Here is an 18,583-nt window from a genome sequence, read left to right as displayed (position 1 = left end):
GTCAGATTATTCCGCCTCAAGGTAGAGCACGCGACTCGACCAGTCGCTACGCATCGATGCCCATTTGGGGTTGTTGCTGCGGGGCATCTCCAGACCGTTGTTCATCAGGTATTCGCCACTGAACACCTTCCCCTCGATATCCATCGGGAAGCGGTCGATACGGTTCAGCTCATGCACCTTATACATCTTCTTGGCATCAAGACCAGCCATCTTCACGCGGGGCAGGTGCTCGTTCTGGAACGACTCCGTCTTCCACCAGAAGAACACACTCTTGGTCTTCTCCTCGTTCACATACATCAGTGAGGCGATACCCTTCTTGTCGTAGGGAGAGACCAGACGGAAGATGTCGCCCAGCTGAACGATAGGTCTTACCTCTTTATATTCCTTGATGGCCTCGCGACAGATCTCCTTCTCCACGTCCGTCATGTTCTTCGGCTGTATCTCCATGCCGAGGCGACCGCTCATGGCCACGTCGATACGGTATTTGATCGAGGTGGTGCGCTGCACGGTGTGGTTGGGCGTAGCAGAGATATGCGCCGCCATCGCGATGGCAGGGAAGAAATAGCTGGTGCCCCACTGCATGTAGATGCGCTGGAGGGCATCGGTGTTGTCGCTCACCCAGAACTCGTCGAAGTAGGGCAGCACGCCCCAGTTGGCCCGTCCGCCACCAGAGGCACAAGCCTGGATGGTGAGGTCGGGATATTTGGCGCGGATGCGCTGGCAGGTCTTTTGGAAGCCACGGTGGTACTCGATATAGAGATGACTCTGGTCGTTCATGGTCAGGTATTGTGAGCCATGGTTCATGACAGACATGTTCGCATCCCATTTGATATAGTCGATCTCAGGATATTTGGTCATCAGGTTGTCGACGATCGAGAACACGAAGTCCTGTACCTTGGGGTTGCTCATGTCGAGCACCACCTGAGTGCCGCCGCGCCCCTGTACGGGCTCGCGCTTCGGGGCCTTGATGATCCAGTCGGGATGAGCCTCGTAGAGTTCGGAGACGGTGTTGGCCATCTCTGGCTCGATCCAGATGCCGAACTTGATACCGTGCTTCTTGGCGTCGCGCAGCAGACCCTCGATACCCTCAGGCAGCTTGTTCTTGTCGACCACCCAGTCGCCGAGCGAGGAGTTGTCAGTCTTGCGGGGGTACTTGTCGCCGAACCAGCCGTCGTCCATCACGAAGAGCTCACCCCCCATCGAGGCGATGTCGCCCATCATCTGGTCCATGCCCTGCTGGTTGATGTCGAAGTAGACACCCTCCCATGAGTTCAGCAGCACCTTGCGCTCCTTGTTGCCATGGGCGAGCATATATTCGCGCCCCCACTTGTGGAAGTTACGTGATACGCCCGAGAGACCTGCCTTGGAGAAGCTCAGGGCGATCTTCGGGGTGACGAACGTCTCCCCTTTCCTCAGGTGGTACTCCGAGTTGTCGGGGTTGATGCCAGCGAAGAAATAGTGGTAGTCGCTGTCATCAGTCTCCACCTTCAGCAGATAGTTGCCCGAGTAGCAGATAGCGGCCCCGATCACGTCGCCGCTGTTCTCCTGTCCCTTGCCGTCGAGTGAGAACATCACCTCTCCGCGACTCGTATGAGCGTTGCGCACGCCGTCCTTGTTCTTGATGATCTTCTCGCCTGGTGTCAGCGGCTCCTCACAGAGGATACCCTCGTTGCCCCACGAGCCGTAGAAAGAGCTGATCCACACGTTACCGCGGCGGATGGGCAGACAGCAGGAGGCAAACTGCGTCAGGGTGACGGGCTTAGCCTCTCCGTTCCTGATCTCCGTCCAGGTCTCGATCATATCCACATCCTGATACCCCTTGTAGCAAAGGTCGACGGTGACGGGATAGACGGTATCCTTCAGGTGGATACGGGTCACACCGTCCTGTTGCTCAACCCCTGTGGCCACCAGTTCCGTAGCCAGACTGCCGTCGGCATGCCGCATGGCCAGGGCGGCCTCTGCGGGACAGTCCATGCCGTAGGCGGGATAGGCATCCATCCTGCCGCCTCTCGGCGCCTGCAGATGTGCCAGGTCGTAGTCGCTGAGCTTAGCGCCGAAATAGACATACTGTGGCTGTTTCCCTTCGTCCACGTTCAGAACCATCGTCATGTTCTTGGTCTGGACCGTTACCTGTTTCGCCTCTGCCATCTGCGACGAGAGCATCAGGAGGGCGAGGAATAGCGTTTTTTTCATAAGAATGCTTTAGTTATTGATGCGTTTAATCGTGCACAAAGATACGAAGAAATTGATAAACAGGGGAAAAAACAGACCTGTTTCTTTTGTTTTCTGCGTGTTTCTTTGTACTTTTGCGACAAAGTACAGAAAAAAGAACAGATAGTACTATATGAACTTACTAGATATCATCTTGTTGGCCGTTGCTCTGGCGATGGACTGTTTCGCTGTTTCCATCGTGAGTGGTGTCATTGTCCGTGCACGGACGGCGGCACACGACGACCGTCATGCGTCGTGCCCGATACTCCATACACGGTTGCGCATGGCCTTCCTTTTCGGTTTCTTCCAGGCCCTGATGCCCCTGATAGGGTGGTTGGGCATCAGCTGGTTCAGTCGACAGTTAGAGGCCTACGACCACTGGATCGCCTTTGTGCTGCTGGCCTTCATCGGCGGCAACATGATCCGCGAGGCCTTCTCGCCCGAGGAGGAGCAGCATTTCAACCCCCACCGCCTCCGCACCCAGCTGTTGCTGGCCGTGGCCACGAGCATCGACGCCCTGGCTGTCGGCATCTCGTTTGCGTGTATGGGCTATCGTCATCTCTCGCAGCTCATGGTTCCGCTGCCGATCATCGCCGTGGTCTCCTTCCTGTTCAGCCTCCTCGGCACCCGTCTGGGCCTTCGTTTCGGTGGACCGCTGGCCCGTCGTCTGAAGCCAGGCATCCTCGGCGGCATCATCCTGATTCTGATAGGTGTGAAGATCCTGGTGTCCCATCTGTGGGGTGTCGGATGAGGCTCGGCCGACAAGAAGTTGGGCGTGATGTCGTACTTTTTTCCTTTTTCGTATAGAGAGTATTGGAAATAATTCGTATATTTGCAGATGCTATGTGTAAGAGTGAGAGATATTTTTTGATACTACTGGTGCTGTTTGTCGCATGGATGTGTCTGGGCATTTTCCCCCTTCAGTGCTATGAGACCGACGGTAATGAGATTATTCTGGGATGTGATGTGATGTATCGTAACGGCTGGTCGTTGCCGCCCGTCTATTCCTATGAATACCGCATGCAGCCGCTGATCACGATCCTCATTGTCGCCCTGAAGCACCTGTTGCCATTCCTCACCTGCGAGCAGATTTACTGCGTCCTGACGGTCGTGTCGTCCTTCGTGTTCCTGGCAGGCTGTATCACCTTTGCCCGTCAGATCACGCAGGCCAGTCGGACGCGCATTCTGATAGCCGCCATCCTGTTGCCCGAGATGTATGCCATCGCGATGTACCCCAACACCGCCATCCCCTCGGTAGCCTGTTTCCTGTGGGCGCTGATCCTCATGAGTCGCCAGCGCTATGCACTGTCGGGGGTGCTCATGTGCCTCGCCATCCTGTTCCGCCTGGATATCGTGATCGTGTTCCCCGCCATCCTGCCGTTGCTGATCTACCAGGGTAAGACGTTGCGACAGACCATCCAGACCTCGGCCGTCTATGCGGTCATCGTCGTGGCGGCGGCCCTGTTCTTCTTCTGGCTGCTGCGCGCCGACGCCCTGAACACCTACGGCAGCTACCAGCAGTGGAACCATATCATCACGCCGATCGAGCGCATCCTCGCCATCTTCGGCTTCTATTCCCTGACCTATCTCATCCTGCTCCCCATCGGCCTCTGTGTGATCATCGCCCAGCGGCGGTGGAAAGAGCTGTTCCTCGTGCTGCTGCCCATCCTCCTGCTCCATGGCATCTATGCCTCCTTCGGCAACGCGTCGAAGCATTTCCTGTATAATGCACCCTTTGTCATCATCGCAGGCGTGCGCGCCCTGTCGTGGCTGGAGCAGACACTGTGCCGCCGCCCTGTCCTCAAGTGGACGGCCCTGGTGCTGGCCCTGCTCCTGATGACCGTCTCCCTGCGGAAGCGCAGTCTGGACATGCCGTGGCTACAGTCCTGTCCGTTGCAGCAGGCCGGCATGGTGCTGCCCCTGTATACCACGCAGACAGCCCGTGCCGAGGTCACGCTGGGCCTCGGAGCTGGCTATCAGCTCCTGACGAACGACGAGGCGATGCTGGCCTCAGGCCATCTGTTCTATACATGGTATATCCACCAGTTCAAGAGTGCCCTCGGCACGTGGCGCGCGCAGCAGAAGGCCGTGCTCGACACTGTCGGCACGTCCGACATCCTCACCTTCGAGTGGGGCACCTCGGCCCCCGTCGCCTTCGACCAGATGACAGACGAGAGTCGTTTCTGCGTGGTGCCCTCCATGCCCCAAGACTACCGTTTCACGATCTCAGACTCGCAGCGCGACCTGCATTTCTGGCGGGTCATCCTGTATGAGGGCGTGAGAGACAAGCAACAGATAGAATCCTATATCGACAGCCTTTCTTCGAAGATGGTGGCAGGCGACAAGTATGTGGTGGCCGCCACGCCCACGGCGCATATCCTTGACGAGATCGCGCAGACGGGCAAGCTCACGAAGAAGGCCGACCGACTGTATCAGTTAAACGAATAAGCGAAGAAGTTATGCAGACAGAGAACACCCCTCCCAGACTGGTTATCGTCGTACCGTGCTATAATGAGGAAGCCGTACTGACGGAGACCAACAAACGCCTGACAGGACTGTTGGGCGAGTTGACCGCCAAGTCGAAGATCGCGCCCAGCAGTTTCGTGGCCTATGTCGACGACGGCTCCAAGGACGCTACGTGGCCGCTGATATGTCAGCTCCAGCAGGAGGGCAGTCAGGTGCGGGGTGTGAAACTGGCCCACAATGCCGGCCACCAGAATGCGCTGATGGCAGGCATGGAGTCGTTCAAGACCGAGGCCGACGCCATCGTCACCATCGATGCCGACCTGCAGGATGATGTCAACGCCATCGCCGCGATGGTCGACAGTTACCTCGAGGGTGCCGACATCGTGTATGGTGTGCGTAAGGAGCGCCAGACCGATACGGTCTTCAAGCGCACGACGGCCCTGGCGTTCTATAAGCTGATGGCTGCCATGGGCACCGATACCGTCTACAACCATGCCGACTACCGCCTGATGAGCCGTCGCGCCGTAGAGGCGTTGTGCGAGTATCCCGAGCGCAACCTGTTCCTCCGCGGACTGGTGCCGCTGCTGGGCTTCACGACGAAGAGCGTCTATTACGACCGTGCCGAGCGCTTTGCCGGCGAGAGCAAGTATCCGTTCGGAAAGATGCTGGCCTTCGCCCTCGATGGCATCACCTCGTTCAGCATCAAGCCCATCACCGTCATCTTCGTCGTCGGCCTGTGCTGCTTCGTCGTCGGCCTGGTGGTGCTGGCGTGGGGCATCTACTCCTATATCAGAGGGTCGGTGGTGCCAGGCTGGACCTCTCTGTTGGTATCCCTGTGGTTGATTGGCGGTGTGGTCATCATGTCGCTGGGTTGCATCGGCGAGTACGTCGGTAAGATCTATGTCGAGGTGAAGCACCGTCCGCGTTATCACATCGAGAAGATCGTATGAAGGACGGTGGCACGATAGAGCTCAGGCGTCTCAGCATCGGCTATCAGACGAGGCACGGTGTGAGAACGGTGGCTGCCGGCATCGACGGCGCCATCAGGAGCGGCGAGCTCACCTGTCTGCTCGGTGCCAACGGCGTGGGCAAGTCCACGCTCTTACGCACCCTCTCCGCCTTTCTGCCGAAGACAGGCGGCGAGGTGTATGTCGAAGGGCGCGAGCTCTCCACCTTTACCGACAAGGAGCTGAGCCGTCGCATCGGGGTGGTGCTCACCGAGAAGCCCGACGTCAGGAACATGACGGTGCGCGAGCTCGTCAGCCTGGGGCGCTCCCCCTATACCGGGTTCTGGGGCACCTACTCCAAGTCCGATCTCCGCGTCGTCGACGAGGCCATCGCCCTGGTGGGCATCGGCGATCTGAGCCGTCGTATGGTCCATACGCTGAGCGACGGCGAGCGACAGAAGGTGATGATAGCCAAGGCCCTGGCACAGCAGACCCCCGTCATCTACCTCGACGAGCCCACCGCCTTCCTCGACTACCCCAGCAAGGTCGAGGTGCTGCAGCTGCTCCGCCGCATCAGTCGTCAGGCGGGCAAGACCGTCTTCCTCTCCACCCACGATGTGGAGCTGGCCCTGCAGCTGGCCGACACCATCTGGCTGATGTCGCGTGCCGACGGGGTGGTCATCGGCAGCCCCCAGGCCCTGGCCCAAGAGGGCGTCCTCGGCCGCTTTATCGAGCGCGAGGGCATCGTCTTCGACCGCGACACGCTGACCATCCGGATTATCCGCAACGACGATACTATACCCGAATAAAATAAGAAAAAACCTATGCTTTACGGACATGGTGATGATGCTTTTCGCTATGGCGACAAGGTGAAGATGAATTTCAGTACGAAGGTCTACCAAGGCGCCGACCTCTCCGACCTGAAGACCCACCTGATGCGGCACTTCGAGGTGGTGGGCCACTACCCCGAGCCCGAGCCGCGCGAGCTCGAACGACTGCTGGCCGCCCAGTTGGGTGTGCCCGAGAGCACCTTGATGGTGACCAATGGCGCCACCGAGGCCATCTATCTGGTGGCACAACTCTACAAAGGCTGGGCCTCCGTGATCCCACAGCCCACCTTCAACGAGTACGAGGATGCCTGTAAGGCCTTCGACCATCTCATCTCCTACGAGATGACCGACGAGCTCGATGTGCTGCCCGAGAAGCGCCTCTACTGGCTCTGCAACCCCAACAACCCCACGGGCAACGTGCTGCTGAAGAGCCTGCTCAACCACATCATCCGTCAGAACCCCCGTTATGTCTATGTCCTCGACCAGTCGTACGCCGACTACACCCTGAGTCCGATGCTCGAGCCCGTCGAGATGACCGACTGCTATAACCTGCTGCTCATCCGTTCCCTGTCGAAGAAATACTGCATCCCGGGTCTGCGCCTGGGTTATATCTTCAGCTCGCCGATCATCATCGACCGTCTGCGCCAGATCCGTCAGCCCTGGACGGTGAACGCCCTGGCGATCGAGGCCGGCAAGTACCTAGTCGAGAACGACCCGACGATGATCCCCGACCTGAGAGCCTACCTCGCCGAGGCCCAGCGCCTGCGCGAGCGCCTGTCGGCCATCAGCGGTGTGATGGTCATGAACACCCACACCCATTTCATGCTGGTGAACATCGACTTCGGCAATACGCAGCATCTGAAGAAATGGCTCGTCGACAACCATGGCATCCTCATCCGCGACGCCTCCAACTTCCGTGGCCTCGACAACCACTGCTTCAGTGTGACGGCCCAGACCCCCGAGGAAGACGACGCCCTGGTCGAGGCCATCCAAAAATATAAGGCCCTCTGCTGACAGAGAGCCCTACACGATATCCTCTTTTCGTTTTTTCTCGATTCCTCCGATCACAGATCCTCGTCGAACGGCGTCGCACCCACACAGCGGAGGTTCTTCTCCAGTTGCGCCGTCGAACTGGCACCCACCAGCACCGACGTCACCGCTTTCTGGGCGAGGATCCAGGCCAGCGCCATCTCCGCCAGCGACTCCCCGCGCCCTGCGGCCACCTCGTTGTAGTGCCTCAGCCTGGTCAGCAGCTCCGGCGTGAGCATCTCGCTCCTCAGGAACTTCCCCTTCGACATCCTTGAGTCCTCCGGTATGCCGCCGACAGTCCCGTCGGCCGTCGACACGCAGTTCAGGTAACGGTCCGTGAGCAGACCCTGTGCCAGCGGTGAGAAAGCGATGAAGCCCACCCCCTTCTCCGCACAGAAGTCGAGTATCCCCTCCTGCTGCGGCTTACGGTCCAGCATGTTCAGTCGTCCCTGATAGATCAGCAGCGGCACGTCGCGCGCCTTCAGGTAGTCGTAGCCCTGTCGCAGCGCCTCCAGCGGCCAGTTGGATATGCCCACATACAGCGCCTTGCCTGCCCGTACGATGTCCACCAGTGCCTGTAGCGTCTCCTCCAGCGGCGTCTTCGGGTCGTAGCGGTGACTGTAGAACAGATCCACGTAGTCGATCCTCATCCGTTTCAGACTCTGGTCGAGACTTGCCATCAGGTATTTCCTGCTGCCCCAGTCGCCGTACGGTCCGGGCCACATGTCGTAGCCCGCCTTCGTCGAGATGAACAGCTCGTCGCGGTACGGTCTGAAGTCCTCGTCCATCAGTCGTCCCAGCGTCTCCTCGGCCGATCCGTACACCGGCCCGTAGTTGTTAGCCAGGTCGAAGTGTGTGATGCCGTGGTCGAAGGCAAAGCGTGTGATCTCCCGGCTCCGTTCGTACGGGTCCACGCTCCCGAAGTTATGCCAGAAGCCGAGGCTCACCTTCGGCAGCATCACCCCCGAGCGCCCGCAGCGCTCATACACCGTCCCGTTGTCATAGCGCTCTTGCGCCGCCACATATTTTCTCTTCATCAATCAGATGTTTTTAGTGTTATCAATCAGAAGCATCCCTCCTTGTTTCCAGCCGCAAATATACAAAATCTTTCGCATGAAAGAAGCAAGACAGAATAAAACTTTTTTGTATGATGTTGCACACGTACAACATCATACAAAAAAATGCCGTTTGTGCGCAACATATTGGAGCCAATCCGTTCATTTCTCGTCGTGATACAAGAACAGGTGTGGTAGTATTTTGTCTTCGCATTGAATTAAAATTTTAGTTAAACATAGGCCGTTGATGCCGAGGGGGGATCTTTGGCTTAAGGAGATGCCTTCTATGAGCTATCCGGATAGGCTCTATGGGTCATGGAGATAGGGTCTATACCCCTATAGGGATTATCTCCATCAGTCGTAGATGACGTCTCTTTCACCGAAAGGGATTATCTCTTTCACACTTACTTGGGGGGTGCTCGGCCCGCTGGCGTTATCGTTTGCAAAGGTACAGCATCTCAAAGAGCGATTTTCCGTAGTAGGGCGTAGTGGGACGTACTTTTCCTTAGTTGGTCGCAGAAGGGTGTAGTTGGGGCACGGTTGCTGAGTGGTCCCTGAGCTTGTCGCGCTCGAGCTCTGCTCGCTTGGCTTGTCCAAGAAGGGCGGGTTCTTACAGAGACATTTGGTTGGTGAGATAACCGTTGGCGACGGCGGCCTGACAGAACAAGCTTGAGGTGTCCCCCTTTATACTGGCCCCCATTAGGGGGCTTAAGTATAAGGGGGCCTCGGCTAATCTGTCAGTCTGGGAAGAGAATTGGCTGTACTGGATCTTGTTGATGAGGGGGCTGAATTTCTATGATTCTCTGTATTTTATGGTCGCTTTCTTGCCGATACCGGCAAGTTTTCGTATGTTGGCGCAGAAAAACGCTAAATATCTTGCCGATAGATCATGGATGGAAGATAGTTGGACGGCAAAAGTGTTTTTTTATCCAAACACAATACCTTGGGACTTTACGTATTGTGCAACAAAGAACCCTATAACAATAGAACCAACCAATATAACTGCACTAGCCACGAACAGAAGCCATCCTTTGTCCCATCCTTTACTTTTAAAAACAGCTTCCATTAATGGGATAGCATCTTTACGAAGATAATAATATCGAATAATGAGTAAGAATAGAATTATAAACCCGGAAAGAAGGTATCTCGTCCTTGGATAATCATAGAGGTATTGAAGTCTCTCCGGAGAAACTATTAACAATATCATATCAACGACTGCAATAAAAAGAAATCCACAAACTGCACTACTATTCAAGATAGCGGTGTACTTTGCATCCCAATCCGCATAATGAAACTTACGTAACATCATGTAGCAGCAACACGTGATCCAATCTATCATGTACATCATATGAATTCGCCCGCAAAGATAGAAAAAATATCACAATCCTCAAAATGTGCATTGACTATTTGTTCCAAATTGGGAAAGTATTGTATAAAATATTCCTCGTGGTTTTTGGATAATTAATTGTTTCGTCGTATCTTTGCAAAGGCATAAATCTTTCTTTATTATGGCAGAAAAATATACCGTATCAACCTTATCCGTAGAAACAGTATTAGGATTCATAAAGAGTGGTGAAATCGCTATCCCAGAAATCCAACGTCCTTTTGTATGGAAGGCAAAGCAAGTGAGAGATCTTATTGACTCTCTATACACTGGTTATCCTACGGGCTATCTTATTATATCCCAAAATCCTGACATGAAGTTGAAAGATGGTTCTCTTGCTGTTGGTAAGAAAATAATGATTGATGGCCAACAAAGGACAACTGCACTCATGACTGCCATTGTGGGAATGGAGATTATAACAGAGGATTTTAACAAGCGTAGGTTTAAAATTTCTTTTAATCCTTTGCTTCCTGATGATACTGAGGAAGAGAGATTTAAGGTACAAGATAATGCCATCTTAAAGGATAAAAGATGGATTGCAGATATTGCAGATATATTCGCTCCTTCCTTTAATCAATGGGAATTTGTGAATGAGTATTGTAAGAACAACCCAGATGTGAATGGTAGTGTCATTAATGATGCCATCATGAAGCTTCTAAGGATCAGGACAAGTCAGATTGGAGTAATAACACTCGATAAGGATTTAACGATTGATAAAGTGACAGAAATCTTTATCCGCATCAACTCCCAAGGTGCGAAGCTGAATCAATCAGACTTTGCCATGTCGAAGATTGCTGCGAACGTAATCTATGGTGGTAATATGTTGAGAAAAGGTATTGATTACTTCTCACATTTGGCTGCACAGCCAGATTGGTATGCAGATATGTGCAAAGATAAAGACTTCAAGGACTCCGAGTATTTCAAGGCAATGTCTTGGCTCAAAGACGATAAGGAAGATATATTTGACCCCAGCTATGGTGATATTCTCCGAATAGCCTTTATGTATAAGTTCGGTAGGGGTAAGATGAAGGATCTGGTCAGTTTATTGGGCGGTCGCGATTTCGAGACTAGAGAGTATAAGGAAGAAATTGCAGAAAAGTCTTTCGAACAGTTGAAAGAGGGTGTTTTGGGCTTTATGAACCGCTATTCTTTTTCAAACTTCCTATTGGCTATCAAGTCTGCAGGCTTTATCACACCCAAGTTGATTAATTCAAGCATGACTCTTGATTTTGCTTATACACTCTTCCTTCTTCTTCATTCAGATTCCAACTTTGACAAGAAACTAATTGATAAATATGTGACTAAGTGGTACGTCCTTACAACACTCACAAGCCGTTACATAGGCTCACCAGAAACTGTAATGGATGCAGACTTAAGGAGTATCAAGTCAAAAGGCTTCAAGCAGTTCTTTGAGGAGATTGAAGCTGCAGAGTTGTCGGAAACTTTTTGGAAAATTGGGCTGGTACAGAGGTTGGAAACATCTGCCATTAACAGTCCATATTTCAATACGTTTATTGCCGCTCAGATACACAACTCTGAAGATGCTCTTTTCTCTAAGGGTACGAAGATAAGTGACCTCATAACAGTCATTGGTGATGTTCATCATATTTTCCCTAAACAATATCTGATTAAGAATGGCTGGAAAGATAAAGCAACGTATAATCAGATTGCAAACTATACTTACCTAGACACCCAGGTCAACAAAGACATATCCGATGATGCTCCATTTGTTTACTTTGACAAGGCTTTTTCTGCATGTGAAAAGGGGGAATCCGCCTATGGTAACATCTGCATTCAATCCGAATTACTTGCTAATCTCAATGCCAACTGTATTCCAACGGATATCATCAAGATGGAACATACGGACTATCTTTGTTTTTTGAGTAAGCGTAGGGAAATGATGGCAAAGAAGATTCAAGACTATTATTGCAATCTGTAATATTTTCCGACATGAACAGACTTGTACTCATTGGAAACGGCTTCGACCTGGCACATAACCTCAGAACCAGTTATGAGAATTTTCTTTATTGGTATTGGCAGAAAAGGTTTTTTAATATTCATAAGGAAAGTACAAATACGTCAACGGATATACTCTGTTCGATGACAACATTAAAATATGAGTCGTGGCGTATATACATCCAACGATGTAAACTTCCCAATTGGAGTGAAAGAGATTACTTTGCCAAGTTATGTGATAAGAACAATTATAGCATCAAGTATAGCCCGTTTTTCGAAAGAATTTATAACAGTATAGGAACACTGGGTTGGGTAGATATTGAGAATGAGTATTATAATCTACTGAAGAAATATGCTTTGAAAGATTCTTCTATGTCAGCTGTTGGAGAACTCAATGCTCAACTTCAATATATACAGAACTTGTTAGTCGAATACCTTAAAAGCATTGAGATATCAGATAGATTGTTGAAGACAGATATCCGCCAAAAAATATATGCCCCAATAAAAAAGGAAGATATATCTATTGAAGGAACAAATGCACTTAAAGAGCATATTAAATCAGGAATGAATTTAAGTCATGAGGACTTGGAGTACAAATTGCGGTGTTACGGAAGTAATTGCTATACGCAGGGATATGTGGATGATTATAGAGAGCAGTACAAGAGGAAGGATTCCCTTATGGATCCACCTATAGAGTTGTTGTTGCCTGACAAGATTATGCTGGTCAACTTCAACTATACGCGCACTGCCAAGCTATATCTAAAAGAGGGCGAAATCTTCTCGGTTAATCAAATACACGGCAGTCTGGAAGATCCTTCAAGTGTAATCTTCGGTTATGGAGATGAGTTGGATAAAGATTATATGACTATTCTTGATAAGAACGAAAATAAGTTCTTAGGAAATATTAAATCGATTAGATATCTTGAAGCAAACAATTATCGCAAGATACTTTCCTTTATAGAATCGGCGCCCTATCAGATACTCATCATGGGCCATTCGTGTGGCAATTCTGACCGTACGTTACTGAACAGACTATTCGAGCATAAGAATTGTGTTTCTATTAAACCATATTACTATAAGAAGAACGAAAGAACAGACAGTTATCTTGAATTGGTTGAGAATATAAGCAGAAACTTTACTGATATGAACTTGATGAGGGACAGAGTTGTAAACAAGTCTTTCTGCGAGCTACTTACTCAGTAGAATATTTAAAACAAAAGAATTGTGATATAAATTATGAATCATTTTATATATCTGCTGCTTGCCATCGTCTTCGAGACAGGAGCAACTTCGCTATTAAAGATGGCAGATGGTTTTACGCGTCCTCTGCCGACGGTGGCCTCTCTGGCTTGTTACCTGGTGTCGTTATATTGTCTCAGTTTGTGTCTGAAGACGATTCCCATCGGCGTGGCATATGCCATATGGTCGGCCTTAGGTATTGTACTTGTGACTTTGATAGGGATATTCGTCTTCAAGCAGACGCCCGTCTGGCCGTCATCCCCATGCCCAAGACCAACTTCGAGATGATCAGTTTCGAAGAGCAGCGGAGCATCGACTGGGAGCGCCTGGAGCGCATGAAGATGTGGGCCTACAAGCTCGACAGCCGTGCGGGCGAACTGCCGTTGTGGTCGCTGGTGAAGCACCTCTACGACTGGACGAAGAACCGCATGACGGATGCCGCCGAGGACCAGAGCGAGGCCAACGAGCTCATGCTGAAGCGTGTGCCCTACCATGCCCTGAACTATGCCGCCCCCTATATCGATATGCGCCATTTCTCCTCGCTCCATACAGAGGGCAAGCAGTGGCGCGGCACCTACGAGACAGACGAGACCGACTGGAAGCTCTGCGAGCTCATCGCCCGCATCCAGTACGCCACCCAGCAGCATTTCTTCGGCGTCCTCGCCGAGAAATACTTCGACGACATGAACAACGACGTACAGACGGCAGGCCATCGCCACCAGCAGCGCTCCATCGACGGCTACAACCGTCTGCCCGACATCTTCACCCGAGAAGACGTGATGCGGTGCTACGGCTACGACAAGCCCGATGCCGCCTACAAGAAGATTCTACGTCTGAAGGCCGACGGCTATGTGGAAGACGACAAGGAGCAAGGCTGTTTCAAGAAACTCGCCCAACTGCTGACCTGATTGGACAATTGGACAAAACCTTTTTCCGATAATCCAATGCAATCCGTTATCCCCTCACAGGGTAACGGGTTGCTCTATGTCCGTTTTGTTTTATCTCATACCCTCAATCCCCTCTCTGCATTCCATTTTCTTCCCTCATCGCACAACTGCAACCAACATACATCATGATCTTTTTCTTGAAAATCTGCTGATTATTCATAAGTGGCTGATACACAGATATATTAAAGAGACGAAAACCGCAAAAGGAACAAACTGGAAACAGAGATATTGAAAACAAAAGAAAGAAAATACCACTTAACAAAACTTAACACGGGAAACAAAATCATTTTCAGATTTTGGCATTGGGGGTGTTGTTCGTAATAGCATAATATTTGTTAGTAATTAGGTTATCTATTAGAGTACAAATATTTTTGGGGGGTAGAAATAGTGGCTGAAAAATGAGCTTCCCATGTGACAACTGGCAATAATTTCATAGAAATTATAGTTTTAGGTAGTCTTTTTGGAGGAAACAATCGTTTATTTCCTGGAATTTTAATACCTTTGCACCAAATTACAATCAATTGTGGCATCATGACAAAATTGAATCGAATTAAAGTTGTACTTGTCGAGAAAGGGAAAACCGGCAAATGGCTTGCTGACGAACTTGGCAAAACTCCAAGTACCGTAAGCAAATGGTGTAGCAATAGTATACAGCCAGATTTAAATACTATCGATAAAATAGCAACCCTTCTTAACGTAGATAGACGTACTTTAATAGAACCTTCAGAAATATGATGAGAACAGATATAAGTTGGTATCAAGGGAATGTATATACTAGTTCCATAAAAAAATTATTTGAGTCAGCAGTTTTGTCTTCTTCCTATTACGAATGGAAAGAAAGATTTACATATATACATGGTGTATTTGATACCCAAAGAAAAATCAATGTTCAAAAGTTAGAAGATACTTTTGATGTTATATTAGGTTCGGAACAAGAAGAATTGTTTAAATTCGTTTATTGTTTGGAAACATATTATTCAATAATTCTACGAATTATTGCACATAAGGCCGTCTTTGGAGATAATCAATCTGTGAATGATGTTTTTGAGGATAAAACTTATATTTCAAGGGGAATAACTAATTATATCTGCATTTCATATTACAATTGGTTTCTGTCAATTGCAAACATAGAACCTTTTATAAACTCAGTATATAACTCAGTTAATCTTAAAGACATTGAAACAGAAGGTGATGCAATAAGCACAATATTCGAGTGTATTTTCCCTAAAGAAATTCGACACAGTGTAGGCGAATATTACACCCCATATTGGCTAGCAAATACCGTTATTGAACAGATTACAAAGGATGATGATTGTGCTTTTTTAAAAAAATATATTGACCCTACGTGTGGTTCTGCAACATTTATTGTTGCGTTAATAAACAAATATCGAAAATCATCGAACAACTCAATATTTTCGAATGTATGCGGCATTGATATTAATCCTTTAACTGTTTTAGCTGCAAAAACGAATTACCTGCTTCTTTATAGTAAATATTGTGGCTTGGATTCTTCTCCATTAGAAATTCCCATTTATTGTGCTGACACAATAGCCATTAATGATATGGCCTTCCTTTATGGTGAGGACAATAATTATGACACAGTCCCTAAAATTCAGTATGACTATATAGTGGGTAATCCACCATGGGTTAATTGGGAATATATGCCTGATAATTATCGTATGCAGCATGCTCAATTATGGCAATATTATGGCCTTTTTTCTCAAAAAGGATTAAATACGAACTTCATCAAAGAAGACATATCTGTATTGCTAACATACGTTGTCATCGATAATTATCTGGCAATAGGAGGAAAAATTGGATTTGTTGTGAAGGAAACTCTGTTTAAATCAATAAAGCAAGGTGAAGGATTTCGCAAATTCAGAATTATACCAAAGAATGTTGATTTGAAGGTTCTGAGAGTAGATGACCTAACAAAAATAAAGCCATTCAAAGATGCGGTTACAAGAACTGCAATAATTTATATTGAAAAGGGTGCTAAAACGAGCTACCCTGTTGACTATGTTGTTTGGAATCCTTCATCCAAAATCAAATCATTTGAGAGCAATACGCTTTTTGATTTAGATAAATATATTGGTTTTGACTCATTGAAGGCTCGTCCATCTTCAAAAACAGCAATCAATTCTGGCTGGATTACTGAATCAGAAGATGAAATGAGTTATTCAAAATTTACTCTTGGTAGCAATGAACTAGTTGCAAGGACAGGAGTGTTCACAGGTGGTGCCAATGGCATATACTGGCTCAATATCGATACTGAAAAGAATGATAATGTATTGGTTTCTAATATAACTGAACGAGCTAAAAATAAGATGAAGAAAGTTCAGCTTGAAGTAGAAAAAGAGTACGTTTTTCCTTTTCTAACAGGAAATGACCTTGATTTCTGGTCATACAAGTATTCAAAATACATACTCTGTCCTCATACATCAGAGACCAAAATGTATCCTATTAACAAAAAAGTACTTGCTCAATATCCGTTAACAGAAAGATATTTTTCTGAGTTCAAGAAAGAATTGGTGGACAGAAAAGGATTTACAAGTATGGATGAATCTATACATGAGCAGTTCTTCTATACACTTCAGCGTATTGGTGTATATACCTTTGCAAGATACAAGGTGTGCTGGAGGTACATATGCAAAAAATTCACTCCAGCAGTCGTTGAATATGCGAATGACAGGTATTTAGGTGTCAAAAATATTATAGGTAACGAAAAAATCATTTCTATTGCCTTTGATGATAGAGATGAAGCTTATTATATCTGTGCTATTATTAGTTCCACCCCGTATAGAAAAACTATTGAAAACTATATGGTGGGAACTCAGATTACCCCTAGCATAATTGGACGTCTAAATATCCCGAAATTTGATAGATCTAACCATCAGCACATCGAATTATCAAGAATCTGTAGAGAAGGACATTTTTCTGACGACCCCAAACAAGGCTATATTCAGCAATTAGATGAGATTATAAATCAGTGGTTCAAATAAAAAAAGACTCAGCCAGATTTGCAACTGACTGAGTCTTATTAATTATACATATAACCAAGCTTTGCCTGCAGGCACCTCTGTTCCTTCAGGTATTGAGTTGTCGGTAATTTTTGCAATGTCTTCAGAACCATACAATTCGAACATATCATCCGCTTCTTGTTGAGAATAGAAAGACATATCAAAACGAATAGCTTTGATTTGTACGATACCTAATTTGTGCAGTTTAAGACCTGCTTTATAGAGACTCTTTAATTGAACAAAAGTATCAAACTGCTGAATCATTTTGAAGACTGTATTCTCTGGATTCTCTATAAATCCGACACCGTCCACAAGCCCCCACAGCTCTTTTTTTTCAGTTAAGGTTTCGTTGTGCTTCGTCAATCCTGTCTTGACCAAAACAGTCTCGCCACTTTTATTCACGCCATATTGACCAGGGTCGGAACTATGGATAAGACCTTGTACAAATACGCGTAGAACTTCATCTTGAGTGATTATTAAGTCCATACTCCATGTCTTTTCTTCATCTCTTTGGGCTAATTCGAAAGTAACTTTGTCAACATTCTGGTCATCTTGACTCATTGGGTTTATATGACGTCTATCAGGAATAAAAGAAACTCCTAATTTATGCAGAACTATAGCGAGAGCCTGTTCTGCACCATGCCCCCTTTTCTTGGTTTCCTCTTGTTGTATCTCTTTAGGCAAAAGAAGATTATCAACAATTGAGCTAACCTCTTCCAACTCCATCTTGTTAAAGACGTGCAAGATAGATAAAACGCCCCTGTCTTCTAAGTATTTAGCAATAACATTGAGTACTTTATTCCCTTTGTTTGTTTGGTTTCCAATCATTCTTTTGAAATAACTAACAGAATGTTTTTTCAAAAGATATATAGATTCACCAAGCAAGTTTTTATCGGAATTCTCATTAATACGTTGCTTGTTAAAAATGTAGCTCAATTCAAGATACATACGTTTGTCTGTTACGCCAACAATAGTTCTAAGCGTGTCAATTGCATCAGGATTAAGCGCAATGATTTGTTTTAGAGTTTCGAAATCATCATCAGACCCTGGCATCTGTTGGGCTATAGTATAAAGCAGTTCAGAGTCTATACTTTTTTCTGCATGTCCAAAGATAGGAATCTCATTTTGATTCGAAACATGAAACCAATACTCTTTTCTGAAGTCATCAAAGATTTTTACAGCCATAATTCTCTTCGCTCTTCTCAAATAGAAAAGGGCGTGGGGGAATTCTGGTTGGTACCAAGGCCTTGCACAGCCCACGTCAGACAACAATCCTTCTGCCCACGCCCATATGTTGAGCGTAGACACCCGTTGTCTTAACTAAACTGACGTTTTGTGAAGTGCAAGTTCTGGTATTACAGTTGAGTCAAGGATGTCTATACACTTTTTTCTTTTTTCTACCTGATACTATCCATTTTTAGAGTTAATACTAATGTTAATTGAATGCACATAATATGCTTTGCAAAATTACATAAAAGAATCGAATTAGATTCAAAACG

The 18,583-nt window shown here is 47.9% G+C and carries 14 protein-coding genes and 1 pseudogene; 11 read left to right on the top strand and 4 right to left on the bottom strand.

The genetic code is table 11. The features are described from left to right. Positions 1-6: 6 nt before the first annotated feature. On the bottom strand, positions 7-2,193 hold the full coding sequence (locus BLU99_RS05775; protein WP_091900236.1) for an alpha-galactosidase: 2,187 nt from the start codon (positions 2,191-2,193) through the stop codon (positions 7-9). A 151-nt stretch (positions 2,194-2,344) separates the two neighbouring features. Between BLU99_RS05775 and BLU99_RS05770 the strand changes: the two genes are divergently transcribed. From BLU99_RS05770 to BLU99_RS05750, 5 genes and pseudogenes are all read left to right on the top strand, one after another. Beyond that, positions 2,345-2,962 (top strand): manganese efflux pump MntP, encoded by a 618-nt coding sequence (locus tag BLU99_RS05770; RefSeq protein ID WP_091900235.1) that lies wholly within the window; start codon positions 2,345-2,347, stop codon positions 2,960-2,962. Positions 2,963-3,054: 92 nt separating this feature from the next. Continuing rightward, positions 3,055-4,659 carry a hypothetical protein gene (locus tag BLU99_RS05765; RefSeq protein ID WP_091900234.1) on the top strand — a complete coding sequence of 535 codons (1,605 nt, stop codon included), beginning with the start codon at positions 3,055-3,057 and terminating at the stop codon, positions 4,657-4,659. An 11-nt stretch (positions 4,660-4,670) separates the two neighbouring features. After that, a complete protein-coding gene (locus tag BLU99_RS05760; protein ID WP_091900233.1) occupies positions 4,671-5,627 on the top strand; it encodes a glycosyltransferase family 2 protein in 957 nt (318 codons plus the stop codon). Further along, positions 5,624-6,403: pseudogene (locus BLU99_RS05755) on the top strand (ABC transporter ATP-binding protein); the annotation flags it as partial. The gene BLU99_RS05760 and the pseudogene BLU99_RS05755, both read left to right, overlap by 4 nt. 45 nt (positions 6,404-6,448) lie before the next feature. After that, entirely contained in the window at positions 6,449-7,468 is a 1,020-nt protein-coding gene (locus BLU99_RS05750) for an aminotransferase class I/II-fold pyridoxal phosphate-dependent enzyme (RefSeq protein WP_091900231.1), read from the top strand. Between the two features lie 50 nt (positions 7,469-7,518). Here the strand turns inward: BLU99_RS05750 and BLU99_RS05745 are convergent, their stop codons facing one another. Together BLU99_RS05745 and BLU99_RS05740 are read right to left on the bottom strand one after the other, a co-directional pair. Then, positions 7,519-8,520, bottom strand: coding sequence for an aldo/keto reductase (locus tag BLU99_RS05745; RefSeq protein WP_091900230.1), 1,002 nt, complete (start codon positions 8,518-8,520; stop codon positions 7,519-7,521). A 943-nt stretch (positions 8,521-9,463) separates the two neighbouring features. Continuing rightward, positions 9,464-9,886: a hypothetical protein gene (locus tag BLU99_RS05740; protein ID WP_091900229.1), complete on the bottom strand. Its 423-nt coding sequence runs from the start codon at positions 9,884-9,886 to the stop codon at positions 9,464-9,466. 160 nt (positions 9,887-10,046) lie between these two features. Here BLU99_RS05740 and BLU99_RS05735 point away from each other — a divergent pair, with 160 nt between their 5' ends. From BLU99_RS05735 to BLU99_RS05710, 6 genes are all read left to right on the top strand, one after another. After that, a complete protein-coding gene (locus BLU99_RS05735) occupies positions 10,047-11,861 on the top strand; it encodes a GmrSD restriction endonuclease domain-containing protein (protein ID WP_091900228.1) in 1,815 nt (604 codons plus the stop codon). Positions 11,862-11,872: 11 nt separating this feature from the next. Further along, positions 11,873-13,081, top strand: coding sequence for an AbiH family protein (locus tag BLU99_RS05730; RefSeq protein ID WP_091900227.1), 1,209 nt, complete (start codon positions 11,873-11,875; stop codon positions 13,079-13,081). 33 nt (positions 13,082-13,114) lie between these two features. Then, the gene (locus BLU99_RS05725; RefSeq protein ID WP_091900226.1) at positions 13,115-13,405 is read left to right on the top strand and encodes a DMT family transporter; all 291 of its coding nucleotides are present in this window, start codon (positions 13,115-13,117) and stop codon (positions 13,403-13,405) included. Continuing rightward, complete coding sequence (locus BLU99_RS05720; RefSeq protein ID WP_091900225.1) at positions 13,381-14,025, top strand: hypothetical protein; 645 nt, start codon at positions 13,381-13,383, stop codon at positions 14,023-14,025. The genes BLU99_RS05725 and BLU99_RS05720 overlap by 25 nt, the downstream gene beginning before the upstream one ends. A gap of 570 nt (positions 14,026-14,595) precedes the next feature. Continuing rightward, positions 14,596-14,799 (top strand): helix-turn-helix transcriptional regulator, encoded by a 204-nt coding sequence (locus BLU99_RS05715; RefSeq protein ID WP_091900224.1) that lies wholly within the window; start codon positions 14,596-14,598, stop codon positions 14,797-14,799. Then, the gene (locus BLU99_RS05710; protein ID WP_091900223.1) at positions 14,796-17,066 is read left to right on the top strand and encodes an N-6 DNA methylase; all 2,271 of its coding nucleotides are present in this window, start codon (positions 14,796-14,798) and stop codon (positions 17,064-17,066) included. The genes BLU99_RS05715 and BLU99_RS05710 overlap by 4 nt, the downstream gene beginning before the upstream one ends. A 42-nt stretch (positions 17,067-17,108) precedes the next feature. Here the strand turns inward: BLU99_RS05710 and BLU99_RS05705 are convergent, their stop codons facing one another. Continuing rightward, positions 17,109-18,269, bottom strand: coding sequence for a hypothetical protein (locus BLU99_RS05705; protein WP_091900222.1), 1,161 nt, complete (start codon positions 18,267-18,269; stop codon positions 17,109-17,111). Between the last annotated feature and the right edge of the window lie 314 nt (positions 18,270-18,583).

It is taken from the genome of Prevotella sp. lc2012 (genome assembly GCF_900107065.1).
GTDB lineage: Bacteria > Bacteroidota > Bacteroidia > Bacteroidales > Bacteroidaceae > Prevotella.
The sequence above is the reverse complement of the archived record's forward strand: the minus strand, read 5'-3'. Positions and strand labels throughout refer to the sequence as shown.